Here is a 16,027-nt window from a genome sequence, read left to right on the forward strand (position 1 = left end):
AGCAAGCTACATTCGACTTCATTCAAATAGTCCCCACAATAACGCTAATTCGCACTTAGGTTCGGTGTAACTTGCTGGCTATAAAATCGTGCCACATCTTGTAATTGCTCAGAGCTTAACGCGCTGACTTGCGACCGCATCAAAGGATCGAGTCGTAAACCTGCTTTAAAATCGACAAGCTGTTTATTGAGATAAGCTAATTTCTGTCCCTTTAAGTTTGGGAATTGCTTGGCCATAGCGATCACTGCATTACCATGACACGACTCACACTGAGCCGTAGCCAACGCCTGACCACGTTCACTATCTGCTTGATAAACCGCTCCAAAGACCTCTGCGGATAAGCCACATAGCGCAATCATTATGATAATCGCATTCATTTTGGCTCCTTAGGGAAAGGTTTAACTAGCGCAGGCTGCAGGCTAGGTTCTAAGGGAAGACGCCTAAAAAGCGCCATATCCATTTCAACTTGGCCATAATAAGTGCTTAGATAACTCAAGGTTGGCTCCCAAGTATCCGACAAGTCCCACAGGCCTTGAGTGTCTACCATCCACTGCAGAGTCTCTTTCCAAAAGGCTTTATCGCCATGATTTTGCACGACTATCATGCTGGTATGGCAAGCATTACACTGATAATTCACTAACTCCCAACCAGGAGCCATGATCAAACCCGATTTAGGGTCCACTGGATACTCAGCGGCTAGCGAAATACTGGATGCCACTAGCCCAAGAAAAATAAATAGCTTGTTCAGTACTCTCATTACACCACTCTAACGGCAATACGATGGCAACCATTAAACATATATCCCTTAGGATTCCATTGCGGTTGTACGACAGGCTGACTATCACCTTTACTATCAGTCGCTTTTGCCCAGATTTCATAATATCCCTGCGACGGTAATTGCAATTCAATCTTCCACTGCTGCCATGCCGCTACGTTTTTAGGTTTTTCTAACTCAGTGGTAAACCAGCGGGTTCCATAGTCATAACTCACTTCCACTTTAACGACTTCCCGCAATCCCGCCCAAGCATGGCCTGCGATGGCTATCTTCTGGCCCGCAGCTAATTCTGTTCCCGATTGAGGCTCGGTAATCAAGGACTTCACTATCATTTCTTCAATGATTCGGTAGTCCTTATTGTCAACGGACTCACCTGGCGCTATTGGATACTTAGGGAGTTGATATGCTGGCGCTTCCATTTTATGTCCATCATGCACTTTATTGCGCACACTGATCCCCGTCGCCGCTTTTTGCGAAACGGATCCCGGCCGGCCACCAAACACAATACGTAAGGGATATCCATGTAGATAAGGAATGTCCTCACCGTTCATCGACCATGCAATGAGTCCAAGCTCTTCGAGCGCCGCCTTTATTGGCACACCGCGTGAAATCGCCTCACCTTTACCACTCAAATGCCGATCAACACCGTGATGACCCGTGTAAACAGCATCGGCTTTAATACCGCAACCCTTAAGTACGTCACTCACTAAGACACCCGTCCACTCGGAGCAAAATACCCCAGCATTATTCCATTGATTGCCTTTAGTGCTAGGAAAGAAGCCTGAACGGCTATTGCCACCACATTCAATCAGTAACTGTAATGTGTAATGCTTAAAGCGGCGCTTGAGCTCATCGATTGTGTAGGTTTTCGGGGTAGCAACGGACTCGCCATCCACTTTAAAAGTCCAAGTCTTAGCATCAAGCGCCTTAAAATCAGGCACTATGCCATTCCAACGGATAAATGAGGCATCAGCAGGCGTCACAGCTGGAGCGAGTTTATACTCAGGCGGAAACGCATTCAGTGGATGAGTGTTTAACACTTTGAAGTAACTCGGTAAATCCTCAGCCTTAGTCCAAGTTAATGCTGATATATCCAGAGGAGTGACGGCTGCGGGAAGCTGATCGGCAAATACCCACTTAACGGGTAAGGCAGATAACACAGACGTCGCTACCGCCCCTTTAATAAAAACCCGACGATTAAGATCCATGTTATTTATCCTTTCCGAGGTAAAAGTAATCCGCCATCAGCTGCATATCAGCCTCACTCAACAATTGAGCGACTTTAGTCATTGTGGGATCTTGGCGATTTTCCGCCTTAAAGGCTCGCAGTTGCTTCAACAGGTAATCCGAGTTTTGCCATCCGATATTAGGGATATGCTCAAAACGACTCACACCGGATTCACCATGGCAGGCCTTACACATATTCAATAACTTATTAGCTTCATCGGCGTTTGCCACAGCTGGTAACATTAACATCAGCACGCTCACCGGATAGATCACTCGCTGCCACATCCATTTATCTCGCCAGTTAGTCTTCATCCCGACGAGTTCCATCGAACGAAGTAATTAAGATATGGTTAAATTATCTCAATGCGGTTAGTGGTTTAAATTCAATAAAAGTGATTCGAAAGCTCAAGAGAAATGACGCGTATTAGCGGATGTAGAAAGGGTAAAATATTCATTAGTCATAGGTGAAATGAGCCCATATAGTAGCTTTGCAGAAACACTCGGCATTTCACTCAAGGACAAACAATGGATCTTTATATTGGCAATAAAAACTACTCTAGCTGGTCACTGCGGGCTTGGTTAATGGCCGCGAAATCTGGCGTGCAGTTCAACGAAATATTACTGCAACTCGATACCGACAGCTTTTATCAGCAACTCAAAGCCATTTCGCCAACGTTAAAAGTACCGACATTAGTCGATGGCGATATCACGGTATGGGATTCACTCTCAATTTGTGAATACCTCAACGATACCTATCTTGCCGGTAGCGCATGGCCGCAAGATCCTAAACAAAAAGCCAAGGCTAGATCGATTGCCAGTGAAATGCATTCTGGCTTTAATGCCGTGCGTAACGCTCTACCAATGAACATACGCGCGAGCCGTTATGTTGAGCTCACTGATGCAGTCCGCAAAGACATTGAGCGCATCGATGCGATTTGGTCAGCACAAATGGCCGAGTTTGCCCCATCAAATGCTGAAGGTACTTGGTTATTTGGCCAATGGTCGATTGCCGACATGATGTTTGCCCCTGTGGTCATGCGCTTTATCACCTACGGTGTTGAAGTCTCACAGGCAAGCCGTGCCTATATGCAGCATGTGATCAGCTGTCCGGAAATGCAGGCGTGGATAAGTGCGGCTAAAGCTGAGACTGAAATTGTTGCAGCGGATGAAGCGGGTATTGATCGATAAAGGGATAAATCATAGAAATAAAAAAGGGAAAGCCTTGGCTTTCCCTTAATCATTTACGTACTGCTAGTCACTTAACGCGCATTAAACGTCTAAGTTAGCCACGTTCAATGCGTTCGCTTCGATGAACTCACGACGAGGTTCAACTTGATCGCCCATCAAACAAGTGAACAACTGATCGGCACCCACGGCATCATCAATCGTGACTTGCAACATACGGCGTGATTCAGGATCCATTGTAGTTTCCCACAATTGCTCAGGGTTCATCTCACCCAATCCTTTATAACGTTGAATGTATAAGCCGCGTTTGGCTTCAGAAATCGTCCAATCTAGCGCTTCAAGGAAGCTGCCGACTTCTTTCACACGTTCGCCGCGTTGCACATAACCACCTTCTTCAATCATGCCATCTAACGCCGCACCTAACTTACCGATACGTTGATAGTCACTTGATTGGAAGAAGTCATAAGTAAACAGATAGTTAGTATCGATACCGTGTTTACGAATAGTGATCTTAGGCAAATACACTTTACGCTCAGGATCGAGAATCGGCTCAGCAGAATACAGTACGCCACTGCTTTCCATTTCCACCAGCTCATGGATAAAGGCATCGATCCACTCTTTCATCTTGCCTTCATCGGCCAACATCTCGTTGGTGATCATTGGGTGGTAAAGCATACGGTTAGTAATGTGCGTTGGGTAGCGTTGCTCTAAACGGGCAACAATCGCTTCCACTTCACGATACTGAGTCACTAAACGCTCTAACGGCTCACCTGACATACCAATCGCACCTTGCGTTGGGTACACAATAGTGCCATCCAACGCTTGAGTCGTAAGATATTGAGTCAATGCAGGCTCGTCTTTCAAATACTGTTCTTGCTTGCCCTTTTTCACTTTAAATAGTGGTGGCTGAGCAATATACACATAACCACGTTCAATCAATTCAGGCATTTGACGGAAGAAGAAGGTCAACAGCAAGGTACGAATGTGCGAGCCGTCGACGTCAGCATCCGTCATGATGATGATGTTGTGATAACGCGTCTTATCTGGATTGTATTCGTCACGACCAATACCACAGCCAAGAGCGGTGATCAGTGTGGCCACTTCTTGAGAAGACAACATCTTATCGAAGCGGGCCTTCTCAACGTTTAGAATTTTACCTTTCAGTGGCAGAATCGCTTGGTTCTTACGGTTACGTCCCTGCTTAGCGCTACCGCCAGCAGAGTCACCTTCCACTATGTAAATTTCGGAAAGACCAGGGTCCTTCTCTTGGCAATCGGCCAGCTTACCTGGCAAACCACCTAAATCGAGCGCGCCTTTTCGACGAGTCATTTCACGGGCTTTACGCGCCGCTTCACGGGCACGGGCCGCATCGACAATTTTACCGACAATCAACTTAGCATCGGCTGGGTTTTCCAGCAGATAATCGTTCAGCTTCTCACCCATGGTTTGTTCAACCGCAGATTTCACTTCACTCGAAACTAACTTATCTTTAGTTTGTGAGCTGAACTTAGGATCGGGCACTTTAACAGAGATAACGGCGGTCAAACCTTCACGGGCGTCATCGCCTGTCGCGTTAGTTTTGCCTTTCTTGTTATAGCCTTCGTTTTCCATGTAGTTGTTTAAGTTACGCGTTAAGGCGCCACGGAAACCCGCTAGGTGAGTACCACCATCACGCTGTGGAATATTGTTGGTAAAACAGAAAATATTTTCTTGATAACCATCATTCCACTGCATCGCCACTTCAACGGTAATACCATCCTCACGCTCTTGCATAAAGTGGAATACGTCTTTATTGACGGGAGTTTTATTACGGTTCAAATAATCAACGAATGCGCTAATACCGCCTTCGTATTTGAAGAATTCATTCTTGTTGTCACGTTCATCAACTAAACGAATACCGACGCCTGAGTTCAGGAATGACAGTTCACGTACGCGTTTTGCCAAAATTTCAAAGTGAAACTCAACATCGCTGAAGGTATCTTCACTTGGCCAAAAACGGATTTCAGTACCCGTTTTAGTCGCATCACCAATCTCTTTGATTGGCGCATCAGGCACACCGTGGGTATAAAACTGCTCGTACACTTTGCCCGCACGGCGAATAGTCATTTGCAGCTTTTTAGATAAAGCGTTTACAACCGAGACCCCCACACCGTGGAGACCGCCAGACACTTTATAAGAGTTATCGTCGAACTTACCACCGGCATGCAATACCGTCATGATAACTTCAGCAGCCGATACGCCTTCTTCCTCATGGATAGAAACCGGAATACCACGGCCGTCATCTTTAACAGAAACCGAACCATCGACATGGATAGTAATGGTAATATCGCTGCAGTGGCCGGCTAAGGCTTCATCGATAGAGTTATCGACTACTTCGAACACCATATGATGTAGACCCGTACCGTCGTCGGTGTCACCAATATACATCCCAGGTCTCTTACGTACTGCATCAAGGCCCTTAAGGACCTTAATACTCGAAGAATCGTAACTATTCTCTGACATATTATTCTCTCAATGGTTATTCAATTACCGTTACACGTCCCTGTTCCACATGAAACATCCTACTGGGAGGTGTGTGTAACGAATCGACTATTGCTGCAGGCTCAATGGCAGTGACAAACACTTGTGCACCTGTATCCACTAACTGCTTTAGCAATAGCTGCCTATGCTGTGCATCCAACTCGGATGGAAGATCATCCACAAGATAAATACTGTGTTTATCTATTTGTTGTTTGAGCAACTTTCCCTGTGCAATACGCAGTGCACAGACTAATAATTTCAATTGACCACGGGACAGGGCATCCTGCGCCGGCAAAGTGCCTACACGAAGTCTAAGGTCAGCTTTATGGGGACCGCTGACGGTATGACCTGTGGCCAAATCTCTGGAATATTGGTTTTCGAGTAGTTCTGCAAAATCCGTTTTACTATCCCAGCCGCGGGTAAATGAAACCTTCACATCTACACTCGGTAAAAACTCCCCGATTATACCCTTAAGTAGCTCATTTAACGAGTCTACATAATGGTTTCGTATTTCAGTAACCTGCTCGGCATAACGCACAAACTCTTGGTCCCAAAATTGAATATGGCTATAAGCTGAACCATTCCTAAGCAATTGATTTCTTTGTTTAAGAACGCGGCGAACATTCGTCCAAGCGCCATAAAACTGTGGGTCAGCATGAAATGCGCCCCAATCGATAAATTGTCGACGTGATTTTGGGCCTTCAAACAGCAGCGAAAAGCTTTCAGGCGTGATCACTTGGATAGGTAAGGTTTCGGCTAAAGTCGACAGACGTTTGACTTTTTCACCATCGATTCTTACTTCAGTCTCACCACTGCGGAATCGGCGTAAACCGATTTTACTGTCACCGCGCGCTAAATTTAAGGTCGCAAACAGGGTTAACTTATCGTCGTCGTTATTAATAACTCGCTGGGATAAATGGCTGCGAAACGAACGCCCCATACCGAGAAAATATATCGCCTCAAGAATACTGGTTTTGCCGCTGCCATTTTGGCCATAAATCAAGTTAATCCCAGGTGCAGGGATTAACTGTGCGGACTGAATGTTGCGAAACGCTTCGATATTGAGACGGGTCAGGCTCATGTATTACTCATTAAGCCGCGTAAACGGCGAAGGCAAGGATTCATAACACTTAACAGGCAACTCAATCGCTGCCACAGGCTAAGGCTATCGGTAAATGAGTGAAGGAATGGCCAATACTGCGTATTAAACACTGTGCCGCGGTTAAGCGGCATAGCTATCGGAGACTGAGCTACAGACACGGGTAACGTAAAAGTCGATGGTTTATAAGCGCATCGGCATAACCACATACATGGAATCTTCTTCCAAATGGTTTTCGATTAAGGCGCTGGAGTTACCATCAATGAGCGTAATACGCACATCATCGGACTTTAGGTTGTTGAGCACGTCGAGCAAATAACTGACGTTAAAACCAATTTCTAAGGCTTGGTTGTTATATTCCACATCAATGATCTCTTCCGCCTCTTCCTGTTCAGGATTGTTAGCGGTGATCTTGAGCAAACCATTTTCGAGTTGAATACGCACACCACGGAATTTTTCGTTCGATAAAATCGATGCACGGGTCAGCGCTTGCTTCAGGTGATTACGACTCGCAATCACTATTTTATCACCGCCCTTTGGCAATACACGGCGATAATCAGGGAAGCGGCCATCAACTAATTTACTGGTAAATACAGTGTTAGCCGTAGTGGCACGAATGGCATTATCACTAATGGCAATCGCAATATCGAGATCGTCCGACTCCAATAAACGCGCCATTTCCATTACGCCTTTGCGCGGAACAATGACTTGTTTTTCAGGTAATTGTGCTTCAATCGAGCGGTGGCTTAAGGCTAAACGGTGGCCATCGGTCGCAATAGCGCGCAATACGTTACCTTCAGTTTCAAACAATAAACCGTTGAGGTAATAACGCACATCTTGGTTAGCCATCGAAAATTGCGTTGAGTCGATAATCGACTTCAATACGCCCTGCTTCAAACTAAATTCAATCTCAGCTTGGAAGGCTTCAACGTTAGGATATTCTTCTGCGGGCAAGGTCGCTAAGGAAAAACGGCTACGACCTGAACGCAGCAACCATTTATTATCTTGTTGTTCGACTTTCAGTTCGCTTTGTTCTGGCAAAGATTTAACAATATCGAGCAGCTTTTTAGCCGGAACCGTAGTACGACCTTCTTCAATATCACCGTGAACCACAGCTTGGCCCACCAGTTCAACTTCTAAATCTGTACCAGTCAGCTTAAGTGAGTGACCACTTACTTCTACAAGGAGGTTAGACAAAATGGGCAAATTATGGCGTCTTTCTACCGCACCACACACCAATTGCAACGGCTTTAATAGGGCATCCCTATCAATGGAGAATTTCATAGTGTCCAAATTCCTTGTTCTAAGAAGATAAGGTTCTAATCAAATTAGCATAATCTTCTTTAATGTCGTGGCTCTCTTCCCGTAGCTGAGCAATCTTACGACAGGCATGCAACACCGTGGTGTGATCTCTACCACCAAAAGCATCACCAATTTCCGGCAAGCTTTGGTTAGTTAATTCTTTGGATAACGCCATTGCCACTTGCCTTGGGCGCGCGACACTGCGTGAACGGCGCTTAGACAACATATCAGCCATCTTGATCTTGTAGTATTCAGCTACGGTTTTCTGAATATTGTCTATAGTGACTAATTTTTCTTGAAGTGCCAAGAGGTCACGTAAGGCTTCACGAACAAAATCAATGGTAATTGGTCGACCAGTAAAGTTAGCGTTGGCGATAACGCGGTTTAACGCCCCTTCTAGCTCACGCACGTTTGAACGTAAACGTTTAGCAATAAAGAAGGCCACTTCATCGGGCAAGTTAATACCGCTCTCTTGGGCTTTACGCATCAAAATCGCCACGCGGGTTTCTAACTCTGGTGGCTCAATCGCCACAGTTAAACCCCAACCAAAACGCGATTTCAATCTGTCTTCAACACCGTCGATCTCTTTTGGATAACGATCTGAAGTCAAAATAATTTGGTGATTCCCCTCAAGCAAGGCGTTGAAGGTATGGAAAAATTCTTCTTGGGATCTGTCTTTATTGGCAAAAAATTGAATATCATCGATAAACAAAGCATCGACGCTACGGTAGTAACGTTTAAATTCTTCGATCGCATTGTTTTGTAGCGCTTTAACCATGTCTTGGACAAAACGCTCGGAATGCATGTAAACCACTTTGGCATTCGGATTATTTTTAATGATCCCGTTACCGACAGCGTGCAACAAGTGAGTCTTACCTAGACCTGTTCCGCCATATAAGAATAATGGGTTATAAGCACCACCTGGATTTTCAGCCACTTGCAACGCAGCAGCCTTACCTAATTGGTTCGACTTACCTTCTACGAAGTTATCAAACTGGTAGCTAGGATTGATGTTACTGCGGTGATTCGCGTTCGCCATCGGCTCGGCTTGGACGTTAAACGTCGTGCCTACCGTCGCTTTAGTTTGGGTATTCGCTACACGAGTTGGCGCTATAGGTGCTGGCACACTTGGCTTTTTCGCCGAAGGACGACTACCAATATCGAAACGCAATTTAGGTGCATCGCTGCCCATCTGCTCAGTAAAGAACTGATTAATGATATTGATGTACTTATCTCTGACCCAATCAAGCACGAAGCGGTTGGGCGCATAAAGCACCAGAGTATCTCCATCCATTTCGGCTTGTAACGGTCTGATCCACATACTGAACTGCTGAGCAGAAAGCTCATCTTGCAGTCGTCCGATACATTGTTGCCAAAGTGAAACAGCCACTTAGTTATCCCCAAAAGATCATCAAAAAAGAGGTGTATTCTATAGCGAGATCTCAAGGATCGCTATCCTTAAAAAATATTTATCCCCAGCGAGATCATTCTATGTGGATATCCTCGATCATCAAAGATCCAAAACGATCCTTTTATTCTGCACTATCCGCAAATCCTGCTTTATTAAGCGATCCACATTGATCTATAATGGCGCCCCCTTCGATCGGCTCGAAGATCCCCTTCACTACTATATGTAGTGTCCGTACACAGAGTTATCCACATCTTATGGTGTATTCTGGGGATTGATCAAAGGATACGCTGGCAGAAATAAAGCACTTACTTACTTTCGTTGTTGACGTGACTAAGTATTGTGATTACAATTCGGCCTCTTTTTTGCCCTTACCTCTATCCTAGAGATAAGGATATGTTCACTAATTAACAAAGACGGATTGCCATCATGAGTAAACGTACTTTTCAACCTAGCAACCTGAAGCGCAAGCGTTCTCACGGCTTCCGCGCTCGTATGGCTACTGTAGGCGGCCGTAAGGTGCTTGCACGTCGTCGTGCGAAAGGTCGCGCTCGTTTATCTGCTTAATAAGTGGGTAACTAGTTGACTAGCTATACCTTTTCGCGGGAGTTACGTTTGTTAACTCCCGCGCAATTTAAATCTGTATTTTCCAATCCCATCAAAGCATCTTCTGCTGAAATTACCTTGCTCGCTATTCCTAACACGGAACAACATCCGCGTATGGGCCTTACTGTTGCCAAACGCTTTGTAAAACGCGCCAATCAACGTAACCGTATTAAGCGTGTGATCAGAGATAGTTTTCGCTTAAATCAACACGACATTCCTCATCTTGATATTGTTGTGCTTGTCAGAAATGGCGTGATGGAAATGGAAAACGCTGAAATCAACAAATTGATAGAAAAGCTATGGCGCAAACTCAGTCGCCGCTACAATGGCTAGCGACCACGTTAATTCGTGGCTATCAAGTATTCATAAGCCCTATACTGGGCCCTCGATGCCGTTTCAATCCCACCTGCTCTCACTATGCTATTGAAGCAATAAAAGTGCATGGAACCGCGAAAGGTTGTTGGTTTGCATTGAAACGCATATTAAAATGTCACCCTTTACATCCCGGCGGTAGTGATCCCGTCCCCCCTAAAAATGACAGGTGTAATAAATAGGCTATGGAATCTCAACGCAATATATTGCTCATAGGACTACTGTTTGTCAGCTTTTTGCTGTGGCAACAGTGGCAAGCAGACAAAGCTCCTAAACCCGTTGCAACCGAATCGTCCTTAGTGGCGAACGCGGCAAGCTCACACAGTGCCGATGTTCCAGAAGCTGATACAGGTGTTCCTGCAGCAGTGACAGCAACCAGCAAACTGATTACTGTGAAAACAGACCAATTGGACGTTCAAATTAATCCAATCGGTGGTGACATCGTTTTTGCTGCGTTAGTTTCGCACAAGATGGAACAGGATAAAGATCAACCCTTCGTGTTGCTTGAGCAAACGAAAGATTTCACTTATATCGCCCAGAGCGGCCTTATAGGTCGCGATGGTATCGACAGCAGCGCCAAAGGCCGTGCCACATTTAGCACTGCAGCGACTGAATATACCTTAGCCGAAGGTCAAGACACTTTAGAAGTGCCGTTAACTTATGTCGGCGATAATGGCGTGACATACACTAAAGTGTTTGTATTCCATCGCGGTAAGTTCAACGTAGATGTTGACTATAAAATCAACAATACTTCAGCTGCTCCACTGCAAGTTCAAATGTACGGTCAAATAAAACAAACGATTAAACCGTCTGAAAGCAGCATGATGATGCCTACCTATCGTGGCGGCGCATTCTCTACGCAAGATGTGCGTTATGAGAAATACAAATTTGATGACATGGCGAAAAGCAACCTGAACCAAGCAACGTTGGGCGGTTGGGCTGCCATGCTACAACATTACTTCGTTTCGGCGTGGATCCCACCGGCTACCGACAGCAACACTATTTTCTCTAGTGTCAGTGCGGGCGGTTTAGCCAATATTGGTTTCCGCGGTGCGGTATATGATATTGCACCTGGTGCGACCCAAGAAATTAGCTCACAGTTCTATGTCGGTCCTAAGGATCAAAAAGCACTGTCAGCCATCTCTGATACCTTAAACCTAGTGGTCGATTACGGCTTCCTATGGTGGCTAGCCGTACCAATCCACTGGTTATTGATGTTCTATCAATCATTCGTCGGTAACTGGGGTGTGGCGATTATTCTGATCACCTTAACCGTTCGTGGTTTACTGTTCCCGCTAACAAAAGCGCAGTACACTTCAATGGCGAAAATGCGTAACCTGCAACCTAAACTGACTGACTTGAAAGAACGCTTTGGTGATGACCGTCAAAAGATGGGTCAGGCCATGATGGAACTGTATAAGAAAGAAAAAGTTAACCCTATGGGTGGCTGTTTACCTATTATTTTACAGATGCCAATCTTCATTGCCTTGTACTGGGTATTGTTAGAAAGCTTCGAATTACGTCACGCACCCTTTATGTTGTGGATCCACGATTTATCGGTACAAGATCCTTACTACATACTGCCATTATTGATGGGCGTATCTATGTTTGTGATGCAGAAGATGCAACCTATTGCACCGACTATGGACCCTATGCAAGTGAAAATGATGCAGTGGATGCCAGTAATCTTTACCGTATTCTTCCTCTGGTTCCCAGCAGGTCTAGTACTGTACTGGTTAGTGGGTAACATAGTTGCTATCACGCAGCAGAAGATTATTTATGCAGGTCTTGAGAAAAAAGGCTTAAAATAAGCCTAAGATTTCCAAGACTCTAGCGCATCGTTACAGATTAATGTGAACGCATGACACTAAAAGGCGGCTTAATTGGCCGCCTTTTCCTTTACATTATTTAGTAGATATTAGTTTGGTGGGTATTTCCATGACAACTGACACTATTGTGGCTCAAGCCACCGCGCCCGGACGTGGCGGCGTAGGCATCATTCGAATTTCAGGCGACAAAGCCAGTGATGTCGCTATGGCCGTATTAGGTCATCTTCCTAAAACCCGATATGCCGATTATTGCGATTTTAAAAGTGCATCGGGCCAAGTGATAGACCAAGGCATAGCGCTATTCTTTAAAGGACCTAATTCCTTTACTGGCGAAGATGTACTGGAACTTCAAGGCCACGGCGGCCAAATCGTCCTCGATATGCTGATCAAACGGGTAATGGAAGTCGGTGGCATTCGTATCGCAAAACCAGGCGAGTTCAGCGAACAAGCCTTTATGAACGATAAACTCGACTTAACCCAAGCCGAAGCCATTGCCGACCTTATCGACGCTACCAGTGAGCAAGCCGCTAAAAGCGCACTACAATCACTACAAGGTGAGTTTTCTAAGGAAGTCCATGAGCTGGTGGACCAAGTCACTAACCTGCGTTTATACGTTGAAGCCGCGATTGATTTCCCCGATGAAGAAGTCGATTTTTTAAGTGACGGCAAAATTGCCAATGCTCTCTATAAAATCATCGACAAACTCGACCTAGTGCAAGCCAGTGCTAAACAAGGTTCTATCATCCGCGAAGGCATGAAAGTCGTGATAGCAGGTCGCCCTAATGCCGGAAAATCGAGCTTACTGAATGCGTTAGCAGGTAAAGAGTCGGCCATTGTGACTGAAATAGCCGGTACAACACGCGACGTATTACGTGAACATATCCATTTAGATGGTATGCCGCTGCACATTATTGATACCGCAGGCCTGCGTGATACCACTGATACCGTAGAACAAATTGGTATTGAACGCGCATGGAATGAAATAAACAGCGCCGATCGCGTGCTATTTATGGTGGATGGCACAACAACCGCTGCCGTCGATCCCCATGCGATTTGGCCAGACTTTGTCGATCGCCTTCCCTCCAGTTTAGGCGTAACAGTGATCCGTAATAAGGCCGATCTCACTGGCGAAGACTTAATGATGACCGAAGAACAAGGTTATAGCGTCTACCGGATCTCAGCAAAAACAGGCTTAGGTGTTGAAGAATTAAAGCAACACTTGAAGTCACTTATGGGTTATCAGAGTAATCTCGAAGGTGGCTTTATCGCCCGTCGTCGTCATTTAGAAGCCCTTGAATTAGCCGCAGGACACCTGCAATTGGGTAAAGAGCAGTTAGAGGTTTACCTTGCAGGAGAACTACTGGCGGAAGAGCTACGCATGTGCCAATTAGCACTATCAGAGATCACTGGCCGCTTCACTTCTGACGACCTACTCGGCAAGATTTTCAGCTCTTTCTGTATCGGGAAGTAAAAGAGTAAAACGCATCAAACCAAATCAAAACAACATTATGATTTTAAAATAATTTTGTTTTATTGGGTTGGAAGCAATTTGAAGGGTTTTGTCTATTCTTGCTCCGTATGTGCTCCAAAGATAAATTCTGGAGCACATGCGGAGAACAAGATGAGAAAAACCTATGAAAATCAATATACAAAAACGAGAACCAGATAAGAATGGCCTGCGCCCCATCAGGCTTGTGTACTATTACGGCTCAAAGACCTCGGAAGACGGTTCAAGGGCTCAAAAGCGCTCTTACGAACCGCTGAATCTATTCCTCTATAACAAGCCAAAAAACGCAGTTGAGCGCGAGTACAATAAAACTACACTGCAAAAAGCAGAAGCTATTCGTGCCAAACGCCTGCTAGAAATGGAATCTGCCAAACATGGCTTAGATGACCGCACAAAACTCAATGCCAGCTTCTTTGACTACTTCGACCAAATTACAGCGAGTAAAGCATCCGGTAGCAAATCCAACTACTCAATTTGGGTTTCTGCGGGCATCCATCTCCACCGTTATCACCGCCACGCAGAACTCACTTTTGAACAAGTAGATAAATACTATTTGGAAGGGTTCCGCCATTACCTACAGCATGAGGCAATGACAAAATCAGATACCGGCTTCTCCAGGAATACCGCCTGTAGCTACTTCAATAAAATTAGGGCTGCACTCAACCAAGCGCAACGAGACCGAATCATCAGAGATAACCCTGTTGAACAAGTCAAATCCATCAAAGTAGAGAGGACACAGCGCACTTACCTCACTCTGGATGAGGTAAAGGCCCTTACCAAGGCTGAATGCCGTTACGATGTGCTACGAAGAGCATTTCTGTTCTCCTGCACTACGGGTCTACGCTGGTCAGACATACAGGCAGTGGTGGTTAATAGTACAGCACTCAATAACGTATTTTTTCCCATAAAAAATCCTTTTCAGTGGGGAGGTTTTGCTTTAGCTTATTAATTAGGCGTAGGATCGTACAATAAAAAAGTTGAAATGTCATACTCAGAGTTTGTTTAACTAGAGTAATGTTTTTCCCGAGTGATATATATGGATATATGGATATATGAGAATGTACGTATGAATATACGAAATAGTATTCGTCTGGAGGGAGAAGGTTTTGACTTGTTACCAGAGTTGAAAAAAATTTATTTTACGAATGGATTGTGTTTACGAAAGGCACTATCAAACAATGAACAACCATATATTAATCGAATTATTTTTGTAGACTGTACACAAAAAATATCTCCCAGATTGGTATTGCGACATGAAAAATTAACAGTCTATGTTGCTGTCGTCAATCATCACGATACTCAAAGAGAAATTACATTGCTAAGAGCTGGATTTCATGGGCAAGTTGTCAAAAATAGTTCTTTAGTATCACATTTATCAGCAATAGATTGTCTTATTAAAGGGGAGATGCACTTCACCCAGAAAGCGTTATCTTTATATATTTTTGACATGAAATTTAAAAGTCAAGCCGTTAATTCAACACGAATGCCCTTGGATATAACCCATAAAGAACGTCAAGTTGTTGACTGTATTTTCAAAGGACTAAGCAATCAGGAGATTGCCAAAGTATTGAATATTTCACTTAACACAGTGAAAATGCATCTCCAAAATATTTACAGAAAAAACAATCTTAAAGGGCGAATTCAATTAATGTCGTCATACTAATTAACTACCCCTTCAGGGTGTGATGCCTAAGTAATTTTTATCCTCCTGGGCAATTGTTCCATCGAAAGATCGCTCTAATAATAACCGCGAAATTACTATCAATTGATTCAAGGAGTGAAACTATGTCTCAACGTAAAATTCGCGGTCAGGGCATGACTGAATACATCATCATCGTGGCTCTGATTGCCATTGCAGCTATCGGTGCGTTCACTATGTTTGGTGATGTGGTACGTAACCAAACAGCTTCTATGGCAGCTGAACTTTCAGGTAGTGCAAATGAAGCTAAGACTGCCAACAGTCAAGCTGAAAAAGCAGGTAAAAAAGCAGTAACAGATGCGAATAAAGCGGGTGGTTTAAACGCATATAACGAAACTGCGTCTAAAGCCAGTACTCGTTAATAGCTATGACATAATGGGACCAAGGCTACAGCGTCATGTGGCCTAATCCCTTTTATCGTAAAACAACACATTTCGTATCGGAACACTGCAACGATGTTATTCAGCCCAATACTTTTTCGCGTAAAACTTTTACTTT

General features: G+C 44.6%; 16 protein-coding genes and 1 pseudogene. 9 read left to right on the plus strand and 8 right to left on the minus strand.

Features of this window, described 5'->3' with window-relative positions; genetic code table 11:
* Window positions 1–44: 44 nt before the first annotated feature.
* The 4 genes from NE536_RS14055 to NE536_RS14070 are packed head-to-tail and all read right to left on the minus strand — an operon-like array spanning window position 45 to window position 2,287.
* Window positions 45–377 (minus strand): c-type cytochrome, encoded by a 333-nt coding sequence (locus NE536_RS14055; protein WP_261273071.1) that lies wholly within the window; start codon window positions 375–377, stop codon window positions 45–47.
* Window positions 374–757 (minus strand): cytochrome C, encoded by a 384-nt coding sequence (locus NE536_RS14060; protein ID WP_261273072.1) that lies wholly within the window; start codon window positions 755–757, stop codon window positions 374–376. Before NE536_RS14060 ends, NE536_RS14055 begins: the two co-directional genes overlap by 4 nt.
* Window positions 757–1,983: a sulfite oxidase gene (locus tag NE536_RS14065; protein WP_261273073.1), complete on the minus strand. Its 1,227-nt coding sequence runs from the start codon at window positions 1,981–1,983 to the stop codon at window positions 757–759. Before NE536_RS14065 ends, NE536_RS14060 begins: the two co-directional genes overlap by 1 nt.
* Before the next feature lies 1 nt (window position 1,984).
* On the minus strand, window positions 1,985–2,287 hold the full coding sequence (locus NE536_RS14070) for a c-type cytochrome (protein WP_220592983.1): 303 nt from the start codon (window positions 2,285–2,287) through the stop codon (window positions 1,985–1,987).
* 240 nt (window positions 2,288–2,527) lie between these two features.
* Between NE536_RS14070 and NE536_RS14075 the strand changes: the two genes are divergently transcribed.
* On the plus strand, window positions 2,528–3,190 hold the full coding sequence (locus NE536_RS14075; RefSeq protein ID WP_261273074.1) for a glutathione S-transferase family protein: 663 nt from the start codon (window positions 2,528–2,530) through the stop codon (window positions 3,188–3,190).
* 81 nt (window positions 3,191–3,271) lie between these two features.
* On the opposite strand, the gene gyrB is transcribed toward NE536_RS14075, so the two are convergent.
* The 4 genes from gyrB to dnaA all read right to left on the minus strand — a co-directional run bounded on the left by gyrB (window position 3,272) and on the right by dnaA (window position 9,498).
* Window positions 3,272–5,689: a DNA topoisomerase (ATP-hydrolyzing) subunit B gene (gene gyrB, locus NE536_RS14080; protein ID WP_220776523.1), complete on the minus strand. Its 2,418-nt coding sequence runs from the start codon at window positions 5,687–5,689 to the stop codon at window positions 3,272–3,274.
* 16 nt (window positions 5,690–5,705) lie between these two features.
* The gene (gene recF / locus NE536_RS14085; protein ID WP_106648778.1) at window positions 5,706–6,788 is read right to left on the minus strand and encodes a DNA replication/repair protein RecF; all 1,083 of its coding nucleotides are present in this window, start codon (window positions 6,786–6,788) and stop codon (window positions 5,706–5,708) included.
* A gap of 201 nt (window positions 6,789–6,989) precedes the next feature.
* The gene (gene dnaN / locus NE536_RS14090; protein ID WP_261273075.1) at window positions 6,990–8,090 is read right to left on the minus strand and encodes a DNA polymerase III subunit beta; all 1,101 of its coding nucleotides are present in this window, start codon (window positions 8,088–8,090) and stop codon (window positions 6,990–6,992) included.
* A gap of 19 nt (window positions 8,091–8,109) precedes the next feature.
* On the minus strand, window positions 8,110–9,498 hold the full coding sequence (gene dnaA / locus NE536_RS14095) for a chromosomal replication initiator protein DnaA (RefSeq protein ID WP_006083826.1): 1,389 nt from the start codon (window positions 9,496–9,498) through the stop codon (window positions 8,110–8,112).
* Window positions 9,499–9,945: 447 nt separating this feature from the next.
* Here dnaA and rpmH point away from each other — a divergent pair, with 447 nt between their 5' ends.
* The 8 genes and pseudogenes from rpmH (at window position 9,946) to NE536_RS14135 (ending at window position 15,891) form a co-directional block, all read left to right on the plus strand.
* Complete coding sequence (gene rpmH / locus NE536_RS14100) at window positions 9,946–10,083, plus strand: 50S ribosomal protein L34 (protein WP_006083827.1); 138 nt, start codon at window positions 9,946–9,948, stop codon at window positions 10,081–10,083.
* A 15-nt stretch (window positions 10,084–10,098) separates the two neighbouring features.
* On the plus strand, window positions 10,099–10,455 hold the full coding sequence (gene rnpA, locus NE536_RS14105) for a ribonuclease P protein component (RefSeq protein WP_006083828.1): 357 nt from the start codon (window positions 10,099–10,101) through the stop codon (window positions 10,453–10,455).
* A complete protein-coding gene (yidD, locus tag NE536_RS14110; protein ID WP_006083829.1) occupies window positions 10,422–10,676 on the plus strand; it encodes a membrane protein insertion efficiency factor YidD in 255 nt (84 codons plus the stop codon). Before rnpA ends, yidD begins: the two co-directional genes overlap by 34 nt.
* A gap of 3 nt (window positions 10,677–10,679) precedes the next feature.
* A complete protein-coding gene (gene yidC / locus NE536_RS14115; RefSeq protein ID WP_106648782.1) occupies window positions 10,680–12,305 on the plus strand; it encodes a membrane protein insertase YidC in 1,626 nt (541 codons plus the stop codon).
* 127 nt (window positions 12,306–12,432) lie between these two features.
* On the plus strand, window positions 12,433–13,794 hold the full coding sequence (mnmE, locus tag NE536_RS14120) for a tRNA uridine-5-carboxymethylaminomethyl(34) synthesis GTPase MnmE (RefSeq protein WP_261273076.1): 1,362 nt from the start codon (window positions 12,433–12,435) through the stop codon (window positions 13,792–13,794).
* 163 nt (window positions 13,795–13,957) lie between these two features.
* Window positions 13,958–14,698, plus strand: a pseudogene (locus NE536_RS14125) (phage integrase SAM-like domain-containing protein); the annotation flags it as partial.
* A gap of 198 nt (window positions 14,699–14,896) precedes the next feature.
* The gene (locus NE536_RS14130; RefSeq protein WP_261273077.1) at window positions 14,897–15,493 is read left to right on the plus strand and encodes a response regulator transcription factor; all 597 of its coding nucleotides are present in this window, start codon (window positions 14,897–14,899) and stop codon (window positions 15,491–15,493) included.
* Between the two features lie 122 nt (window positions 15,494–15,615).
* Window positions 15,616–15,891 carry a pilus assembly protein gene (locus NE536_RS14135; RefSeq protein WP_261273078.1) on the plus strand — a complete coding sequence of 92 codons (276 nt, stop codon included), beginning with the start codon at window positions 15,616–15,618 and terminating at the stop codon, window positions 15,889–15,891.
* Window positions 15,892–16,027: the final 136 nt, after the last annotated feature.

This window comes from Shewanella septentrionalis, assembly GCF_025370265.1.
Taxonomy (GTDB): domain Bacteria; phylum Pseudomonadota; class Gammaproteobacteria; order Enterobacterales; family Shewanellaceae; genus Shewanella; species Shewanella hafniensis.